The organism is Thioalkalivibrio sulfidiphilus (assembly GCF_000377945.1).
Taxonomy (GTDB): Bacteria; Pseudomonadota; Gammaproteobacteria; order Ectothiorhodospirales; family Ectothiorhodospiraceae; genus Thioalkalivibrio_A; species Thioalkalivibrio_A sulfidiphilus_A.
Window position 1 is genome coordinate 40,471 of sequence record NZ_KB898928.1, and the last position, 16,669, is coordinate 57,139.

The window sequence follows — 16,669 nt, forward strand, 5'->3', positions numbered from 1 at the left end:
GCGCGCATCAGCGCTGGCGAAGCCTGCCGGTGAAGGCCTGGTCGGCGTCCACGAGGCCGTGCGCCTGGAGCCATGCCCGCGCGTCCTCGGCATCGCCGTGGAACCAGGCCCGGGTATCGCCCAGGCGGAAGCTGTAGCCCCAGGTGTCCATGTCGTCCATGAGCCTTTCCCGGCCCACGCCGGGGAGCTGATCCGCCAGCAGGATCTGCAGGTAGCAGACCGCGCTTTCCTCCAAGTCATCGCCGCCGGCGTCGGTGTGCAGGCCGCTGCGCCGGGCCGGGTCCATGCACAGGTAATGGCAGGCCTCGTGCAGGGCCGAGTGCACCGGGGTGTCCGGGCGCACGTGCAGCACGTCGCCCACCAGCCCCGCCTCCGGCGCGCCCCAGTAGGAGCCCGGCAGTTCGGCGCCCTCGGGATGCCGTCGGATCTCCAGCCCCAGCGGTTCGAATAGATCCCGCAGGCTACTCAAATGCCCTGCTTCACAGACCAGCACGTCCATCATTACTGTTTGTCAGTTGTCAGTTGTCAGTTGCAGGAGGGGAGGCTTGCGATCTTTCAGCCCGGGCGGGCAGTGCTCCGGATGCCGCCGGTACCAGTCCATGGCCGCGTCCACGTAGGCGCGCAGGCCGGAGGTGACGTAGAAGCGCGCCTGGCTGGCGTCGTGGATGGGCGGGTTGCCGTTCTCGGCGATCACGGCCGCCTTGAGCAGGGCGAGGATGGTGGTGGCCGCCTGGCGTTGTTCCATGGCGGTGATGGCTTCCCAGGCGGCGGGCTCGAAGTACAGGCGCATCAGGTCCGGGCGCTGGCTGAGCAACAGGCGTGCCACCTGCTTGAGGGTGCGGTCGGCGCCTTCCCAGTCCTGGACCAGGCCGGAGCCGAGCAGGGTGCGCAGTTCCTCCCGGCCCTTGGCGGAGATCATGAAACCCCTAGCCCGCACATCTCGCCACCCTCCTACTGCGGCCGCCGATCCGCTCGCTGTGGCAGGGCGTACTCGCTCCAGCCAGCTTGACGTAGTGTCGGCTACGCCTGCGCCGTCTTGCGCTCCGTGCACCCTGCCACAGCGGCATCTCGACGCCCTCGCTACGGATGGTGGCGAGATGTGCGGGCTTGCAGAGTCGGCCCCGGGGTCTCGCGACTCAGATACTGGTGGATGACGTCGGCAAGCTTCACGCCCAGGGGCTCCAGACCGCCGTTGCCGAACAGCACGTTGAATTCCAGGATGAAGGGATGGCCGTCCACCAGGGCCACGTCGAAGCCGGCGTGGTCGATCTTCAGCCGGCGGGCGAGATCGGCCACCAGGCTCACCGCCTGGGGCGGCACGTCCTCGAAGATCAGTTCGCCGCCCCGGGCGATGTTGTTGTGGAAACCGCCCTGGGGGGCCTTGCGCCAGTAGGCGGCCACCACCTGGTCGCCCACCACCGTGACGCGCACGTCCCGCTCGATGGGCAGGCGTTCCTGGGCATACAGCACGTCGTGGCTCGCCGCCCAGTCGCGCAGGGCCTGGCGGTCCTCGATCAGCGCCACGCCGCGCCCCTCGGCGCTGCGCGGTTCCTTGAGCACCAGGGGGAAGCTGAAGGTGTCGAGGATCTCCTCCAGTGCCGCCGGCGTGGAGGGCAGGATCAGGGTCTCGGGCACGTGGGCGGGGGCGGCGGCCCACAGGGCGCGGGTCATGCGCACCTTGTCGTGGCCCAGGTGGTAGCTCTGGATGCTGGGGAACAGGCGCTTGTTGTAGACCCAGGCCAGCACGTCCACCTGCCAGGAGGCGGGGAACAGCAGCCAGTCGGCGGCCAGGATCTCGGCCTCGTGCCGGTACATGAGTTCCGGCTTGAGATAGCGGGTGTCCGGGATGCCGAAGGAACGGTAGGCGTCGAAGGACAGCAGGCGCATGGGCGTGGAACGGACCGGGACAGGGGAGGGCGCCGGGGCGCCCGGTGTCATCAGCCGTTGCTGGCCTCCCACTGGGCAGGGGTGAAGGGCTTGATGCTCAGGGCATGGATGGCGCCGCTGGCGATCTCGCCGCCCACGGTGGCATAGACCCGCTGGTGGCGCTTGACCGGGTTCAGGCCTTCAAACTCGGCGCTGATCACCGTGGCCTCGAACTTGCCGTCGCCGCCGGTGACAGAGACCCGGGCGTCGGGCATGCGGCTGCTGATCAGTTGCTGGACCTGTTCGGGAGTCATGGGATGGGTATTCCTGGTGGCTTGAATCGAGCGGCCAATGATAGCGCCTGCCGGGGTTCTGCGTCAGCCGGCGTCCGTGTCCCGGGCGTCGCTGTGCTCGGCCTCCAGCCCCAGGTAGGTGCGCAGGCTCGGCCACTGGCGCGCCAGCACCTGGTCCATGTAGGCGGACATGAGGTGGGCGCGGTCCACGCCCTCCACCCAGCCGTAGATGGACTGGCGCAGGTCCGCGGGTCCGTTCACGTTCACGTGCAGGTCGTGCACCACCCGTTGCCATTCCGCCAGGGTGGGGCGCAGGTCCAGGGCGCGGAACAGGGCCTCCAGGCTCTGGATCATGGGCCGGGCATTCTCCGCCAGGCCCAGCTTCGCCGGTGTGATCGCCTCGTCCGGGTCGTCCCGCTGGCCCAGCCACAGGCTGAAGGCCGCCTGGCGCAGGCTGTGGTAGAGGGGCTCGTCGGAGATGAAGCTCACCAGCAGGTTGCGCCGATGGGCCTTGAGCGCCACCTCGCCATAGCGCCAGGTCCCGTCGCGCACGAACTCCGCCAGGCGCAGGTGGGTCTGGAAGGGGGCCCTGTGCAGCTGGTCCAGGATCAGGAAGGCGGGATCGCCCTCGCTGAGCGCGCAGGCCTCGGCCATCACACGGTCCAGGGCATCCATGGGTGCCTCGCCCGGGGCCTCCTGCGCGGGTTCGGCGGGATCCATGCGTACCGGCGGCTGCGGGGGCGGGTCGGTGAATTCATGGTAGAGCACGTGGCCGTGGCCCAGGGCGTGGCCCAGGGCATAGGCGAAGGCGGTGCGCCGCCGGCCGCAGTCGCCCTCCAGGTTCAGGCAGCGCAGGTGATCGCCGGGCGCGGACAGCAGGCACTGCACGGCATAGTCGTAATCCTGGTCGGAGACGAAGCCGTGTTCCGCAAGCCTTTGTTTCAGTGCCGTCATTTGGTCATGTCCCGGGAAGCTGCCATGATTATTGGTGCGCCCCGCTGGTTCATCAAGCCGGGGCCTGCCTGCGCCGACGGACGGCGCGCAGGGCCCGTTAAGATGTCATTCAAAGATGGAGGTCCCCATGCATTTCAAGCAGCTGTTCGAACCCGACTCTTCCACCTACACCTACCTGCTCGCCTGTGACGAGACCCGTGAGTGTGTGCTTATCGACCCGGTGATCGAGACCGCGGAGCGGGATCTGGCGGTGATCAACGAGATGGGGCTCAAGCTCACCTGCGCCCTGGAGACCCACATCCACGCCGACCACATCACCGGCGCGCGCAAGCTGAAAGCGCTAAGCGGCTGCAAGATCGCCGGCCCCGCCATGGACGAACTGCCCTGCCGGGACATCGGCGTGCGCGAGGGCGAGCCGTTTCGCGTCGGCGGCATCACCCTCAATCCCCTCTACACCCCGGGGCACACGGACACCCACCACGCCTTCCTGCTGGAACACGGCGGCCTGAACCTGCTGTTCTCCGGCGATGCCCTGCTCATCGAGGCCTGCGGCCGGACCGACTTCCAGTCCGGTGATGCGCGCGTGCTCTATAAGTCCATCCACGACAAGTTCTTCTCCCTGCCCGACGAGACCCTGGTGTATCCCGCCCACGACTACGAGTCCCGGCAGATCACCACCATCGGCCAGGAGAAGATGCGCAACCCGCGCCTGGGCCGGGGCAAGACGCTCGAGGAATTCGTGAAGATCATGGACGAGATGGACCTGCCCTATCCGCGCAAGATCGATTTCTCGGTGCCCGGCAACGAGCGCTGCGGCGAGTGCCCGGACAACGTGCCGGACGAGATGAAGCGGCTGTGCGAGGTGAGTAGGCAGGGGTGAGGGCAGTGGCTAGTGGCTAGTCTCAAGTGGCAAGGAAAACCGGTTTTTTTCCTTTCCTTGCCACTAGCCACTTGAGACTTGCCACTGGCCCGTTGGTGAGCGCCTTTTCAGGCGCTCACCAACGGGCCTTTTCCCACATCTCCGGATTCGCCCAGTACCGGGGGTTCAGCCAGTCCGGGGTCTTCTTGTAGTCCTTGATGTTGAAACGGAACAGGTGGGTGTTGCCTTGTGCCTGACCGTAGCTGCGCACCCGGGTCAGGCCCAGGGCGATCAGGTCCTGTTCCTGCCATCCGTTCTCGCCGTCCTCGGGCATGAGCACGTAGAGGCTCTCGCTGTTGAGATCCCGCAGGCGGGCGATCATGTGGGTGGCCTGGTCGCGGTCCAGTACCGTCAGGGCATCCAGCACCAGCACCAGTTCGTGCCGGTCCACGTCCTCCAGGGCGGCGTAGGCCTCGGCGGTGAACAGCCAGGTGATGGGCAGCGTGGGCAGGCGCGCGTGGATGGCCTCGGGCAGCGGGTTGTCGGGTGCGCTGATCACCAGCAGGGAGCGGGGGCCCAGTTCCTCGGGCAGGTGGGTCAGGTCGGCGAAGATGCGCGGGTCCATGAAATCCCCTACGTGTTGTCGATGAATGTGGCGGGCTGCCGGTATACTTGCTGCATCCCATTTTTCATCCAGTATAGCGCGAGGGTCTGTCATGTCGTTCGATGCCAAGCTCAACGAATTCCTGAGCAAACACCCCATGTCCGCCTCTCTCACCCCCAGCGAGGTGGGCACCCTGCTCGAATACCTGGAAGAGTCCAGCTTCAAGAGCAATCAGGTGATCGCGGAGATCGGCGAGGTGGGCGAGGCCCTGTATTTCGTGGTGGACGGCGAGGCCGCCCTGTACCACGACGACGCCGGGCGCGAGGTGGAGGTGGGGCGCATGAAGGAGGGCGAACTGATGGGCGAGATGTCCTTCTTCGACCGGGTGCCCCGCGCGGTGCGCATGCGCGCCCTCAAGAACGGCACCCGGGTGCTCAAGCTCACCCGCTCCATGTATGACCGCCTGCGCGTGGAGCGTCCCTACATCGCCGTGAACCTGCTGGAGTTCGCCATCATCAGCCTCGACCACCTGATCCGCCGGGTGAGCGAGGATGTGGCCACCTTCAACCGCTATTTCTACGCCCCGGGCAAGAAGTAGCCTTCGCGTCCATCGCCGGCGCGTCCCGTGCAGGTCCTCGAACTGCTCATCCTGCCGCCCGCCAGCGGCCTGATCGCCATCGTACTCGGGCTGCTGTTCTGGGGGCGCCGTCTGGGCAAGGGGCTGGTGTTCGCCGGCATCGTCTGGATTTATGTGGCGGCCACGCCCCTGTTCGCGGGCTGGCTGCTGGCGGGGCTTGAATCCGCGTACCCGGCGTCACCGACCTTGCCTGCCGGTGCGCAGGCCATTGTCGTGCTGGCCGGCGGGCGCTATCCCGATGCCCGGGAATACGGCAGCGAGACGGTCAATGCCTTCTCGCTGGAACGCCTGCGTTACGGCGCAAAGCTGCACCGCGAGACAGGCCTGCCGTTGCTGATCAGTGGCGGCCGGGTGCGCGGCGACGAGCCTTCCAGCGAGTCACAGCTGATGGTGCGGGTTCTGGAAGGGGAACTGGGTGTGACGGTGCACTGGCAGGAGACCGAAAGCCGCAATACCTGCGAAAACGCCTTCTTCAGTGCGCGCCTGCTGGCAGAGGCGGGTATCGAACATGTCCTGCTGGTGTCCCACGCCCTGCACATGCCCCGGGCCGTGTGGTGTTTCCAGCGCACGGAACTGGCGGTCACGCCGTTCCCCACCCTGGCGATGGGCGACCTGTCGCGCCATCGCGGCATCACCGCGTTCCTGCCCCAGCCCCGCGCCCTGTGGCTGACGGGGCAGGCGCTGCATGAGTACCTGGGCCTGGTGTGGTACCGGGTGAAGTGGGAAGTGAGAATTGGGAAGTAGGAATAAAGACATCGAAAGCCATTCTTCGCTCTTCCCAATTCACACTTCACACTTCAACTGTGCCATCCGCACTGGCATCCGCCGCTCCCCCCACTCCCCCGGCTGCGCCTCGAACACGCCGGGCAGCTTCGTGTCGCATTTCGGGCAATGGCCGTCGGCGGTGAGCTGCCAGTGGGTGATGCGGTAGCCGTCGCGGCCGATGAGCCGTTCGCCGCAGCCGTGGCAGAAGGTGCTGGCGCCCTGCTCGTCGCGCACGTTGCCGGTGTAGGCGTGGCGCACGCCGTTGCGCCGGGCGATCTCCCGGGCGCGGGTCAGGGTGCTGGCCGGGGTGCGCGGCACGTCGGTCATCTTCCAGTCCGGGTGAAAGGCGGTGAAGTGCATGGGCACGTCCGGGCCCAGGTTTTCCACCACCCAGCGGGTCATGCAATCCAGTTCCGCATCGGAGTCGTTGTGGCCGGGGATCAGCAGGGTGGTCAGTTCCAGCCACACGTCGGTCTCGTGGCGGATGTAGCGCAGGGTCTCCAGCACCTTGTCCAGGTGGGCGCCGCAGGTCTTCCTGTAGAAGTCCTCGGTGAAGGCCTTCAGATCCACGTTGGCGGCGTCCATGTGGGCGAAGAAGTCCTCCCGGGCGCCGGGTGAGATGTAGCCCGCGGTCACCGCCACGGATTTGATGCCCCGCTCGCGACAGGCGATGGCCGTGTCCACGGCATATTCCAGGAAGATCACCGGGTCGTTGTAGGTGTAGGCCACCGAGCGGCAGCCCAGCCGCTCCGCGGTCCGGGCCAGGGCCTCGGGGGAGGCCTGGTCCATGAGGGTGTCCATCTCCCGGGATTTGCTCATGTCCCAGTTCTGGCAGAACTTGCAGGCCAGGTTGCAGCCGGCGGTGCCGAAGGAGAGCACCGGCGAGCCGGGCAGGAAGTGGTTGAGCGGCTTCTTCTCGATGGGGTCCACGCAAAAGCCGCTGGAGCGCCCGTAACTGGTCAGCACCACCTGGTCGTTTTGCCGGGCGCGCACGAAGCACAGCCCCTGCTGACCCTCGTGGAGCTTGCATTCCCGGGGGCAGAGGTCGCACTGGATGCGCCCGTCCGGCAGGGCATGCCAGTAGCGGGTGGGGACGGTGGTCTGAATCTCGGGAGTGGTCATGGGAGGGGGGCCGGCCGGGCCGGCAGGGTGGGATACACCATGAGATATGGGTCTCAGGATGGAGAATTTCAATCGGGCATTTCCTGTACAGACACTATACTCGGGTGACGGACGCCGGAATTGCCGGCTCCCCGGGCACGCCAACAAGAACAACAATCCCAGCCGTTGGTCAAATACATACCCTATAAATTCATGGGGTTGGTGATGGCCGTGTCTCCAGGTGTCGTGCAGGAGGAGTATCGAATGATGAGAATGGAAGCGAGGAGTTTGCAGGGTGCCGTCCGCCCGGCGGCGGTGGCGGGTCATTTCTATCCGGCGGACGCCGGTCTGTTGCGTACCGTGGTCGAGGGGCTGCTCTCGGACTTCGCCGAGGCCGAGCCCCCGGCGCGTCCCCCCAAGGCCCTGATCGTCCCCCATGCGGGTTATGTGTATTCCGGCGCCGTGGCTGCCCGGGCCTACAACCGTTTGCGGTGTGCCTCGGGCATTCGACGGGTGGTGCTGGTGGGGCCGGCCCACCGGGTGGGCTTCTATGGCATCGCGGCCCCCGAGGCCGCCTGGTTCGAGACCCCGCTCGGCCGTGTGCCCGTGGACCAGCCGGCGGTGGAACAGGCCTGCGAGCTGTCCTCGGTGTTCCGCTATGAGGCCGCCCACGCACCCGAGCACTCTCTGGAGGTGCAACTGCCCTTCCTGCAGCGCACCCTGAGCGAGGACTTCACCCTCGTGCCCCTGGTTGTGGGCGGTGCCACCACCGATGATATGGCCCGGACCCTGGAGGCCGTGTGGGGCGGACCGGAGACCCTGGTGGTGATCAGCTCCGACCTCAGCCATCACCTGGACTACGAGGCCGCCCGCGAGGTCGACGAGCGCACCAGCCAGGCCATCGAGCGCCTGGACGAGCAGGGCATTGAGCCGGGCATGGCCTGCGGCCGGGTGCCCATCCAGGGCCTGCTGCGCCTGGCCCGCCAACGGGGCCTGGCGGCTGAACGCCTGGACCTGCGCTGCTCCGGGGATACCGCCGGCCCCCGGGACCGGGTGGTGGGTTACGGGGCCTATGCCTTCGGTGACTGAGGCCCTGGCGCCCGCCGCCGGGCGTGAGCTGCTGGCGGTGGCCCGGGAGTCCATCCTGCATGGTCTGAGTCAGGGCGTGCCCTCAAGCCCGGATCCCGCCGACTATGAACACCCCCTGCAGGCACCGGGGGCGAGCTTCGTCACCCTGCGCTCCGCCGGCGGTGATCTGCGAGGCTGCATCGGGCACCTGGAGGCCCACCGGCCGCTGGTGCTGGACGTGGCCGGCAACGCCTTCTCCGCGGCCTTCCTGGATCCTCGCTTCAAGCCGGTCAATGAGGCGGAATTCACCCAGCTGGACATCCACATCTCCGTGCTCAGCCCTTCCGAGCCCCTGCCGGCGGACGCCTGGCGGGACCTGCCGTCCTACCTGCAACCCGGCCACCATGGCCTGATCATCCAGCTGGGATCGCGCCGGGCCACCTTCCTGCCCGCCGTCTGGGCACAGCTTCCCGAGGCGCAGGAGTTCGTGGCGGCGCTGTACCGCAAGGCGGGTCTCGAGGCCTTTGCCGATGCCTCGGGTCGCATCACCGGCTTGAGCGCCTGGGTGTACTCGGTCCACGAGATCCACGCCTAGCCCGTGCGGGCTAGCAGCAAGGCGTGCGAGCGATTGTGGTCTCTCGATTTGTCTCGCGCCCTTGCTGGAAAAATGAGGCGCAGCCGTAGGTCGGCCTTCATGCCGACAGCCACGGTTCAGTTTGACGCCGTTGGTCGGGCTAAAGCCCGACCTGCAAGCAAGACAGGTCGCGTGGCTGCAAGCATCCGCGCTTGCGGTTTTCGGGGTTCAGCCCAGCCAGCCCACCAGTTCCCCGGCAGGCATGGGCCGGGCGATGAAGAATCCCTGGACCGCATCGCAGCCGTGTTCGCGCAGGAAGCTGGCCTGTTCCCGGGTCTCCACCCCCTCGGCGATCACCTGCAGGCGCAGGGTGCGGCCCAGGGCGATCACCGCCTCGGCGATGGCGGCATCGTCGCTGTCACGGCCGATGCCATCGACGAATTCCCGGTCGATCTTGAGCGCGTGCACCGGCAGGCGCCTGAGGTAGGCGAGGGAGGAATGCCCGGTACCGAAGTCGTCGATGGACACCCGCACGCCCAGCCGGGCGATGCGGCTGAGGGTGTCCACGGTGTGTTCCAGGTCCACGATGATCAGCCGCTCGGTGATCTCCAGTTCCAGGCGCTCCGCCTCCAGCCCCGATTCCGCCAGCACCCGCTCCACCATGCCCGGCAGATCCGGGTGACGGAACTGGCGGGGCGAGAGGTTCACGCTCAGGTTGAGGCCCGGCAGTCCCCGGTCCTGCCAGTCGCGCACCTCCCGCGCCGCGGTGCGCAGCACCCATTCCCCCAGGGGCTCGATCAGGCCCGTGTCCTCGGCCATGGGAATGAATTCCGCGGGCGGGACCAGGCCCCGCTCCGGGTGCTGCCAGCGCACCAGGGCCTCGACACCGCAGATGCGTCCGCTGCGCAGGTCCATCTGGGGCTGGTAGTGGACCTGGAACTGGTCCAGTTCCAGGGCCTGGTGCAGCTGGTTCTGCAACAGCAGGCGCTCCATGGCCCGGGTGTTCATGTCCGGTGTGTAGAAGCGGTAGCAGGCGCCACCCTGGGCCTTGGCCAGGTACATGGCGCTGTCGGCGTGGCGCACCAGGTCCTCCGGGTCCTCGTCGTCTTCCGGGTACAGGCTGATGCCGATGCTCACGTTGCAGAAATGCTCGTGCTCGCCCAGGCGGAAGGGATGGCGCATGGCCTGCACCACGCGCTCGGCGGACAGGCTTGCCTGTTCGCTGTGCTCGATGTTCTCCAGGAGGATGATGAACTCGTCGCCGCCGAAACGGGCCACGGTGTCGCCCTCGCGCACGCAGCCCAGCAGCCTCTCCGCGGTCTGGCGCAACAGCTCGTCGCCCATCATGTGGCCCAGGCTGTCGTTGACGTTTTTGAACTGGTCCATGTCCAGGAACAGCAGGGCCACCAGGCGCTGGTTGCGCGTCGCGTTGGCCAGGGCGTGCTGCAGGCGGTCCTTGAACAGGGTGCGGTTGGGCAGCCCGGTGACCGGGTCGAAGTTGGCCAGGTGCCTGAGCCGGTTCTGGTAGTCGTGGCGTTCGGTGATGTCCTGGGCGGTGCCGCGCAGCAGCAGGGGTTTGCCAGCGTCGTCGTAGACCAGCTCGCCGTCCTCGTGGAGGATGCGCTCGCTGCCGTCCGGGCAGGTGATGCGATGGTCGATCTCGTAGGGCACACCGTGCTCGAGGCAGCGGGCGACGGCCTCCTGCAGCCGCTGCCGGTCGTCCCCGGGGATCATCTCCAGGAAGCGTTCGTAGTCCGGGGTGGTGAATTCCGGGCCCAGGCCCAGGAGGCTGTAGACCTCCGCGGACCAGTACAGCCGGCCGGTGGCAATCTCCCATTCCCAGTGGCCGAGGCGCGCGATGCGCTGGGCGTTGGCCAGGCGCCGCTCGCTCAGGCGCAGGGCGGACTCCACCCGGGTGCGTTCCTCGATCTCCCGGCGCAACTGCCTGACCGCCTCGGTGAGGTTCTCGGTGCGCGCCTCCACCTGCCGTTCCAGGGCATCCCGGCTGCGACGCAGGGCCTGTTCGCTCTCCTTGAGCGCCGTGGCGTCGGCGAGCACCGCGATGCACTGGCTGATCTCGCCGCGCTCGTTGAAGATGGGCGAGAGGGCGACATCGTTCCAGAACAGGCTGCCATCCGGGCGCTGGCAGCGCAGGGTCCTGCGCATCGAACCGCCGGCGCGCATCTGTGAGACCATCGCCGTGCAGGTCTGCCCATCCTCGCCCTCGCAGGCCAGCAGGGTCAGGCCTCGACCGAGCAGGTCCACCGCCGGGATGCCGGTGATCTGGGCGAAAGCGGCATTGGCGTAGCTGATGCGCTCGCCGTCGGCGTCCACGTCTGCGATGGCGATGCCGTTGTGGGCGCTGTCCATGGCCCTGCGGAACAGGGCCAGGGTCTGGTGAAACTGGTGCCGCTCGCTGATGTCCCGCACGATACCGGTGAACAGGTGCTCGCCGCCGGCCTTGACCTCGCTCACGGCCAGTTCCAAGGGGAACAGGCTGCCGTCCTTGCGCTGGCCGTGGACCGTGCGGCCCACGCCGATGATGCGGCCCTCGCCGGTCTGCAGGTAATTGCGCAGATACTCGTCGTGGCGCTCCCGGTCCGGCGAGGGCACGAGCAGGCTGACGTTGGCGCCCAGCATCTCCGTGCGCTCATAGCCGAAGATGCGCGTCACCGCCGGGTTCACCTCGCGGATGATGCCCAAGCGGTTGATGAGCACCACGCCGTCCACCATCTCCTCCAGGACGGCCCGCAGGACACCTTCGTTCAGGGTGTCGTAGCGGGACATCAGGTCCAGGGGCTGGGACTGATCGGTCATGGAAAGGTCCGGGGCGGGGAATATGTGATGCTCATCACATTATCTATGTTTTTATGGGTCTGTGAATAGCCGCAGGCCGACGGGATAGCGCGGAACATTGACAGATGTCATCAACACGACCGGTATTCCCTTGATCGCCAATCGGGTCCATCTTCAGGCCATGCGCCAGCGCTTCCCGCCCCCTCTCATCCTTGCCCTGTGCCTGGTGCTGCTGGCGGCGCCTGCCCGGGCCGTCGAGACCCTGGTGCTGGCGGTGGAATCCCTGCAAGGGGAGGGTTTCTCCCTCACGGACCTGCGGGCCGAACTGCGCCCCGGCGAGGGGCGCCACGGGCTGAGCCTCGAGATCGGCCAACTGCGGCTGGGCGATGAGCTGCTGCTGGAGCGGGTGCGTCTGGATTGCCCCGCCCTGGTCTTGCTGGGCCTGGGCGGCACCTGCGAGCGGGGCAGCGTCCGGTTCGAGCATCCCTGGCTGGGACCCCAGTCGCTCACCGCGGCCTTCACCTATGTCCATCCGGGCGTGCTCTCCCTGGAGCTGCAGGGCCTGCGTCTGGCCGGCGGATGGGCGCAGTTGATCGTCCATCTCGACGGGGATCGCTGGCAGCTGCGCGGCAGGGGCGATGGGCTGGACCTGGAGGGGCTGTCCCGGCTTTCCGGGCTCGCGGGCCATGCCTGGCCGGTCACCGCCACAGGCTCCGTTGCATTCCGGTTCGATGCCCGGGGACGAGGGACGCTGCCGGACAGCGCGACGCTGCAACTGGATCTTGCGGATGTGGATTTCGCCAGCGAGGACGGGCTCAAGGCGGGCGAGGACCTTTCGCTCGGCCTGAATCTCGCCCTGCGTCGGGAGCGCACCGACTACAGGGTCGAGCTGGTCGCACGCTGGCACACCGGCGGGGTCTACGTGCACCCGGTGTTCGTGGAGGCGGATGCCCCCCTGAGTCTCGACCTGCGTGGCCGGATCAGGCCGGCCGACCGCCATCTCACCGTGGACAGCCTGCGTTTCGAGCAGCCAGGCGTGGCGGTCTTGTCCGCTCGGGGCAGTTGGGCCGCGGCGCTGGGCCTGGCAGGCCTGGATGCCACCCTGGACCTGGAGAGCCTGCGACTGCCGGCGGCCTTCGATACCTATGCCCTGCCGTTCCTGCCGGGCACGGCCCTGGACGCCCTGGACAGCGAGGGTCTGCTGGCCGGGCGGGTGCGTCTGGCACAGGGGCAGCCCGTGGAGGCGGCCCTGCAGGCCGTGCGCCTGTTCGCGCACGACCGCATGGGGCGCTTCGCCCTGGATGGGGTGGACGCCGCGCTGAACTGGCGGGCCGACGGCACCGCGCCCGCCTCCCGGGTCGCCATGGACGGCGGGCATGTCTACGGCATCGCCCTGGGCGCGATCCGGTTCCAGCCGCAGATCAGCCGGGACGGAGTGCGCCTGCCTGAGCCCGTGCACGTGCCGATTCTGGACGGCGCCCTGGAGATCCGCGGGTTCGAGGTGGCCGGTCTGGGCAGCGGAGCGACCCGCTGGGCCTTCGACGGGGGGCTGAGCCCCATCAGCATGGAACGGCTCACCCAGGCCCTGGGCTGGCCGCTGCTCTCAGGCACCCTGGCGGGCATCATCCCCGACGTGCGTTACGAACAGGGCCTGCTCACCGTGGGCGGGCGTCTGCTGGTGCGTGCCTTCGACGGCACGGTGACCCTCGGTGACCTGCGCCTGCGCGACCCCCTGGGCGTGGCGCCGGAGCTTTCCGCCCAGATCCAGGTGCGCGGGCTGGACCTGGCGGAACTGACCCGAACCTTCGACGTGGGCCGGATCACCGGCCGCCTGGACGGTGACATCCGGGACCTGGTGTTGGTGCGCTGGTCGCCGGTGTACTTCGACGCGGTATTCCGCACGCCCCCCGGCGACACCTCGCCGCGACGCATCAGCCAGCGGGCCGTGGACAACCTGACCCGGGTGGGCAGCGGCGTGGGTGGTGCGCTCTCGGGCGGATTCCTGCGTTTCTTCGAGGACTTCTCCTACCGTCAGCTGGGCCTGAGCTGCCGCCTGGTGGGTGAGGTCTGCACCATGGACGGCGTTGCCCCCGCGCCCCAGGGTTACTACATCGTCCAGGGCTCGGGCCTGCCGCGCATCGACGTCATCGGCTTCACCCGCGAGGTGGCCTGGCGGGACCTGGTCAACCGGCTGTCCACGGTGGTGCTGGAGGGGGGTGGCCCGGTGGTGAGGTGAGTGGCTAGTGGCAAGGACAACCACCCTCACCCCAACCCTCTATTCCGGGCGTCCTGCCCTCCACCCTTCGGGCCAGCCTGGCGGCTGTTCAAATCCGCTCCCGGCGGATTTGTCCCTGAGGGCGAGGGGGTAAAACAGCTCCTTGCCACTAGCCACTTGAGACTTGCCACTGCTTTCAAGCCCTATGCCGACTCTCCCCCGCCGTCACCCCGCCCGCGATCATGTGCGCCACGCGCAGGTCGGGATCTGGACTACATAGTTGGAGTTGAGCGCTGATCTGACCGGCCATGATCCCATGAGCGTCATGCAACTCACACCCTACGCCCCGGGCCAGGCCCGAGGCACGCTCCGGCGTCCCGGGTCAGGCGCCGGGATCCTGGTCCTGGAGCATGCTGAACTGGACAGGCTGACCGGGCCATTCACGGGCCTCGTGGTGGTGAGCGCCGCGCCCTTCTCCCATGCCATGATCCGGCTGTTGGATCTGGGCGTGCCGGTGGTCATGGCGAACCGTGCCCAGGCCGATCGCTTGCCCCTGGATGAACAGGTCTGGCTGGACGGCGAGCGTGGCCTGCTGGTCCATCCGGCAGCGGACATGGCTTTGGCATCACCACCCGCGTCCACAGCGGTCCCTGCCCGGACCGGGGATGGTGAGCGCATCGAGCTGCGCTGCACCGTGGGCGATGCCTCCGCAGCCGGACGGGCGCGGGCGGCGGGGGCCACGGCCATCGGCCTGGTGCGTACCGAATACCTGCTGCCGGCGGACGACGCCGTGCCCGACGAGGCCTTCTATCAGCAGGCGTTCGCGGACATCTGCCAGGCGGCCAATCCCCTGCCGGTGACCCTGCGATTGCTGGACATTGCCGCCGACAAGCGACCGTCCTGGCTGAGTGGCGCAACGCTGCCCGGCGGCGCGTTGGGCATGCAGGGAGCGCGGCTGTTCAACGAGAACGATGTGCGACGCATCTACAAGGCCCAGGTGCGGGCGGCGGGCCGCGTCGCCCGACAGCATCAACTGCGCCTGCTGATCCCCTACCTCACCTCGGTGGAGGAGTTCCTGCACTGGCGCGAGGCGGTGCTGGCCGACCTGCCGGACCGGCTGCCCATCGGCGCCATGGTGGAGACGCCGGCCTTGGCCATGATGCTGGACCGGCTGATGGACGAGGCCGACTTCGTGGCCCTGGGCCTCAATGACCTGATGCAATGCCTGTTCGCCGCGGACCGGGACCAGCCGGCGCTGGGGCCCTGGCTGGATCCTCACGCGCCGGCCCTGTACCGTTTTCTCAACGGGGTGGCCGAGGCCGCCGGCGCGCGGGTGGGGGAGATCCAGTTGTGCGGCCTGTTGCCCCAGCTGCCGGGCATCCTGCCGGTGTTGCTGGGTCTCGGCTTTCGCATCTTTTCCGTCACCGCCCACGTGCTGCCCTATCTGCATCGGCGCGCGGCACAGGTGCCCATGGCCGAGGCCCGGGTCCTGGCGCAGAAGGTCTGCGCCGCGGCGGATTCCGATGCCGTGCGTGCCATGTTGACGTCTTTCATGGAACAGAGCCGTCTTGACCCGTTCATTGCCGAAGACTAGCTTCACAGGAGAGGCCGATCTTTGCGATGCCTTGCATGGCATCCGGTCCACCGGCGCAAGCTCACCCGGTATCAGGGTGACGATCAGCCAGAGCCCCCATCTCATCGAGGATCCGAAATCATGCCCGCTTCATTGTCTGATACCCAGATCAGGGAACTGGAGGCACGCCTGAAGGACCGCCTGACGACGCTGGTGGAAGAGACCCGCCAGATCCTGCTGGCCTCCGACAAGGAGCCCTACATCCGACTCGCGGGCGAGGTGCACGACATCGGCGAGCAGTCCGTGGCGGACCTGCTGGTGGACCTGGATCTGGCGGACGTGGACCGGCACGTGGAGGAGGTCCGTGATGTGGAGGCCGCGCTGCTGCGCATCGCCGGCCAGAGCTACGGCATCTGCACCGACTGCGGCGACGCGATCGCCTACGAGCGCCTGAATGCCTATCCCACCGCCAAGCGCTGCGCCCGCTGCCAGGCGCAGCATGAAAAGACGTTCATCTCGCCCGGGCATCCTTCCCTTTAGGAGGCCGTTGAAAAGCGCCGTAGGCCGGATAAGGCAAAGCCGCATCCGGCAACGCCTAGCCTTGGGGCATCGCCGGATGCGCTGCGCTTATCCGGCCTACGAGTCTGTGTGTCACGCCGGATCGTTCGTTAAATCATCGTTCATTCAACTGCCCGTACGCTCAGACTAGAATCAGTCATAGACGACACTTATTCCTACCCATGAGGAGTCCTGGATGAAAACCCTGCGAGTCGCACTCTGGATGCTGGTGGCCATGGCCCTGTCCGCCTGCGTGACCGTGAACATCTACTTCCCGGCGGCGGCGGCCGAGGATGCGGCACGGACCATCGTGCGCGACGTGCTGGGCGCGCCCGAGGCCGCGCCCGCCCCTGCGCCCACGCCGGAGCCCGGCGCACGCAATCGCGGCGCGGCCGTGCAGCTGGCGGGCAGTCTGTTGAACCTGGCGATTTCCCCGGCCCAGGCCCAGCAGCCGAACATCGACATCCGTTCCCCGGCCATCGACGCCCTGCGTGCCTCCATGCGCGCCCGTTCGCCGCAACTCACGCCCCACTACCGCAGCGGCGCCGTGGGCTTCGGCCGCGACGGCCTGCTGGCCATCCGCGATCTGAACGCCGTACCCCTGCGCGACCGGGCCACGGTGCAGCGCCTGGTGGCTGACGAGAACAACGATCGCCAGGCCCTCTATCGCGAGATCGCCCGGGCCAACGGCCATCCCGAGTGGGAGGCCAACATCCGCGACACCTTTGCCCGGGTGTGGGTGGAAGAGGCCCCGGCCGGTTACTGGTACCAGGACGCCGGGGGCAACTGGCGGCAGAAGTAGGCCG

The 16,669-nt window shown here is 67.8% G+C and carries 17 protein-coding genes; 9 read left to right on the plus strand and 8 right to left on the minus strand.

The window, feature by feature from the left end; genetic code table 11:
• Positions 1-7: 7 nt before the first annotated feature.
• The 5 genes from D580_RS0104520 to D580_RS0104540 all read right to left on the minus strand — a co-directional run bounded on the left by D580_RS0104520 (position 8) and on the right by D580_RS0104540 (position 3,113).
• Positions 8-502, minus strand: coding sequence for a hypothetical protein (locus tag D580_RS0104520; RefSeq protein ID WP_018953244.1), 495 nt, complete (start codon positions 500-502; stop codon positions 8-10).
• 9 nt (positions 503-511) lie between these two features.
• Complete coding sequence (locus D580_RS0104525) at positions 512-919, minus strand: hypothetical protein (RefSeq protein ID WP_018953245.1); 408 nt, start codon at positions 917-919, stop codon at positions 512-514.
• A gap of 161 nt (positions 920-1,080) precedes the next feature.
• Positions 1,081-1,938, minus strand: a complete 858-nt coding sequence (locus tag D580_RS0104530) for an ATP-grasp domain-containing protein (protein WP_231363490.1) — start codon at positions 1,936-1,938, stop codon at positions 1,081-1,083.
• Entirely contained in the window at positions 1,938-2,180 is a 243-nt protein-coding gene (locus tag D580_RS0104535) for a BolA family protein (RefSeq protein WP_018953247.1), read from the minus strand. Before D580_RS0104535 ends, D580_RS0104530 begins: the two co-directional genes overlap by 1 nt.
• A gap of 63 nt (positions 2,181-2,243) precedes the next feature.
• On the minus strand, positions 2,244-3,113 hold the full coding sequence (locus tag D580_RS0104540) for a hypothetical protein (protein ID WP_018953248.1): 870 nt from the start codon (positions 3,111-3,113) through the stop codon (positions 2,244-2,246).
• Between the two features lie 127 nt (positions 3,114-3,240).
• Here D580_RS0104540 and D580_RS0104545 point away from each other — a divergent pair, with 127 nt between their 5' ends.
• Positions 3,241-3,993 (plus strand): MBL fold metallo-hydrolase, encoded by a 753-nt coding sequence (locus D580_RS0104545; protein WP_018953249.1) that lies wholly within the window; start codon positions 3,241-3,243, stop codon positions 3,991-3,993.
• Positions 3,994-4,108: 115 nt separating this feature from the next.
• On the opposite strand, the gene D580_RS0104550 is transcribed toward D580_RS0104545, so the two are convergent.
• On the minus strand, positions 4,109-4,597 hold the full coding sequence (locus D580_RS0104550) for a DUF6231 family protein (protein WP_018953250.1): 489 nt from the start codon (positions 4,595-4,597) through the stop codon (positions 4,109-4,111).
• 91 nt (positions 4,598-4,688) lie between these two features.
• Between D580_RS0104550 and D580_RS0104555 the strand changes: the two genes are divergently transcribed.
• Entirely contained in the window at positions 4,689-5,174 is a 486-nt protein-coding gene (locus tag D580_RS0104555) for a Crp/Fnr family transcriptional regulator (protein WP_018953251.1), read from the plus strand.
• A 27-nt stretch (positions 5,175-5,201) separates the two neighbouring features.
• Complete coding sequence (locus D580_RS0104560; RefSeq protein WP_018953252.1) at positions 5,202-5,957, plus strand: YdcF family protein; 756 nt, start codon at positions 5,202-5,204, stop codon at positions 5,955-5,957.
• Positions 5,958-5,996: 39 nt separating this feature from the next.
• Here the strand turns inward: D580_RS0104560 and amrS are convergent, their stop codons facing one another.
• A complete protein-coding gene (gene amrS / locus D580_RS0104565) occupies positions 5,997-7,100 on the minus strand; it encodes an AmmeMemoRadiSam system radical SAM enzyme (RefSeq protein WP_018953253.1) in 1,104 nt (367 codons plus the stop codon).
• 243 nt (positions 7,101-7,343) lie between these two features.
• Between amrS and amrB the strand changes: the two genes are divergently transcribed.
• Both amrB and amrA read left to right on the plus strand, forming a co-directional pair.
• On the plus strand, positions 7,344-8,168 hold the full coding sequence (gene amrB / locus D580_RS0104570; RefSeq protein ID WP_051081772.1) for an AmmeMemoRadiSam system protein B: 825 nt from the start codon (positions 7,344-7,346) through the stop codon (positions 8,166-8,168).
• A complete protein-coding gene (gene amrA / locus D580_RS15190) occupies positions 8,152-8,742 on the plus strand; it encodes an AmmeMemoRadiSam system protein A (RefSeq protein ID WP_018953255.1) in 591 nt (196 codons plus the stop codon). The genes amrB and amrA overlap by 17 nt, the downstream gene beginning before the upstream one ends.
• Positions 8,743-8,949: 207 nt before the next feature.
• On the opposite strand, the gene D580_RS0104580 is transcribed toward amrA, so the two are convergent.
• Complete coding sequence (locus D580_RS0104580) at positions 8,950-11,538, minus strand: EAL and GGDEF domain-containing protein (protein WP_018953256.1); 2,589 nt, start codon at positions 11,536-11,538, stop codon at positions 8,950-8,952.
• Between the two features lie 130 nt (positions 11,539-11,668).
• Here D580_RS0104580 and D580_RS0104585 point away from each other — a divergent pair, with 130 nt between their 5' ends.
• The 4 genes from D580_RS0104585 (at position 11,669) to D580_RS0104600 (ending at position 16,665) form a co-directional block, all read left to right on the plus strand.
• The gene (locus D580_RS0104585; protein ID WP_018953257.1) at positions 11,669-13,753 is read left to right on the plus strand and encodes a hypothetical protein; all 2,085 of its coding nucleotides are present in this window, start codon (positions 11,669-11,671) and stop codon (positions 13,751-13,753) included.
• A 265-nt stretch (positions 13,754-14,018) separates the two neighbouring features.
• Positions 14,019-15,326 (plus strand): putative PEP-binding protein, encoded by a 1,308-nt coding sequence (locus D580_RS0104590; protein ID WP_231363491.1) that lies wholly within the window; start codon positions 14,019-14,021, stop codon positions 15,324-15,326.
• Between the two features lie 120 nt (positions 15,327-15,446).
• Positions 15,447-15,845 carry a TraR/DksA family transcriptional regulator gene (locus D580_RS0104595; protein ID WP_026289710.1) on the plus strand — a complete coding sequence of 133 codons (399 nt, stop codon included), beginning with the start codon at positions 15,447-15,449 and terminating at the stop codon, positions 15,843-15,845.
• A gap of 214 nt (positions 15,846-16,059) precedes the next feature.
• Positions 16,060-16,665: a YdbL family protein gene (locus D580_RS0104600; RefSeq protein WP_051081773.1), complete on the plus strand. Its 606-nt coding sequence runs from the start codon at positions 16,060-16,062 to the stop codon at positions 16,663-16,665.
• Positions 16,666-16,669: the final 4 nt, after the last annotated feature.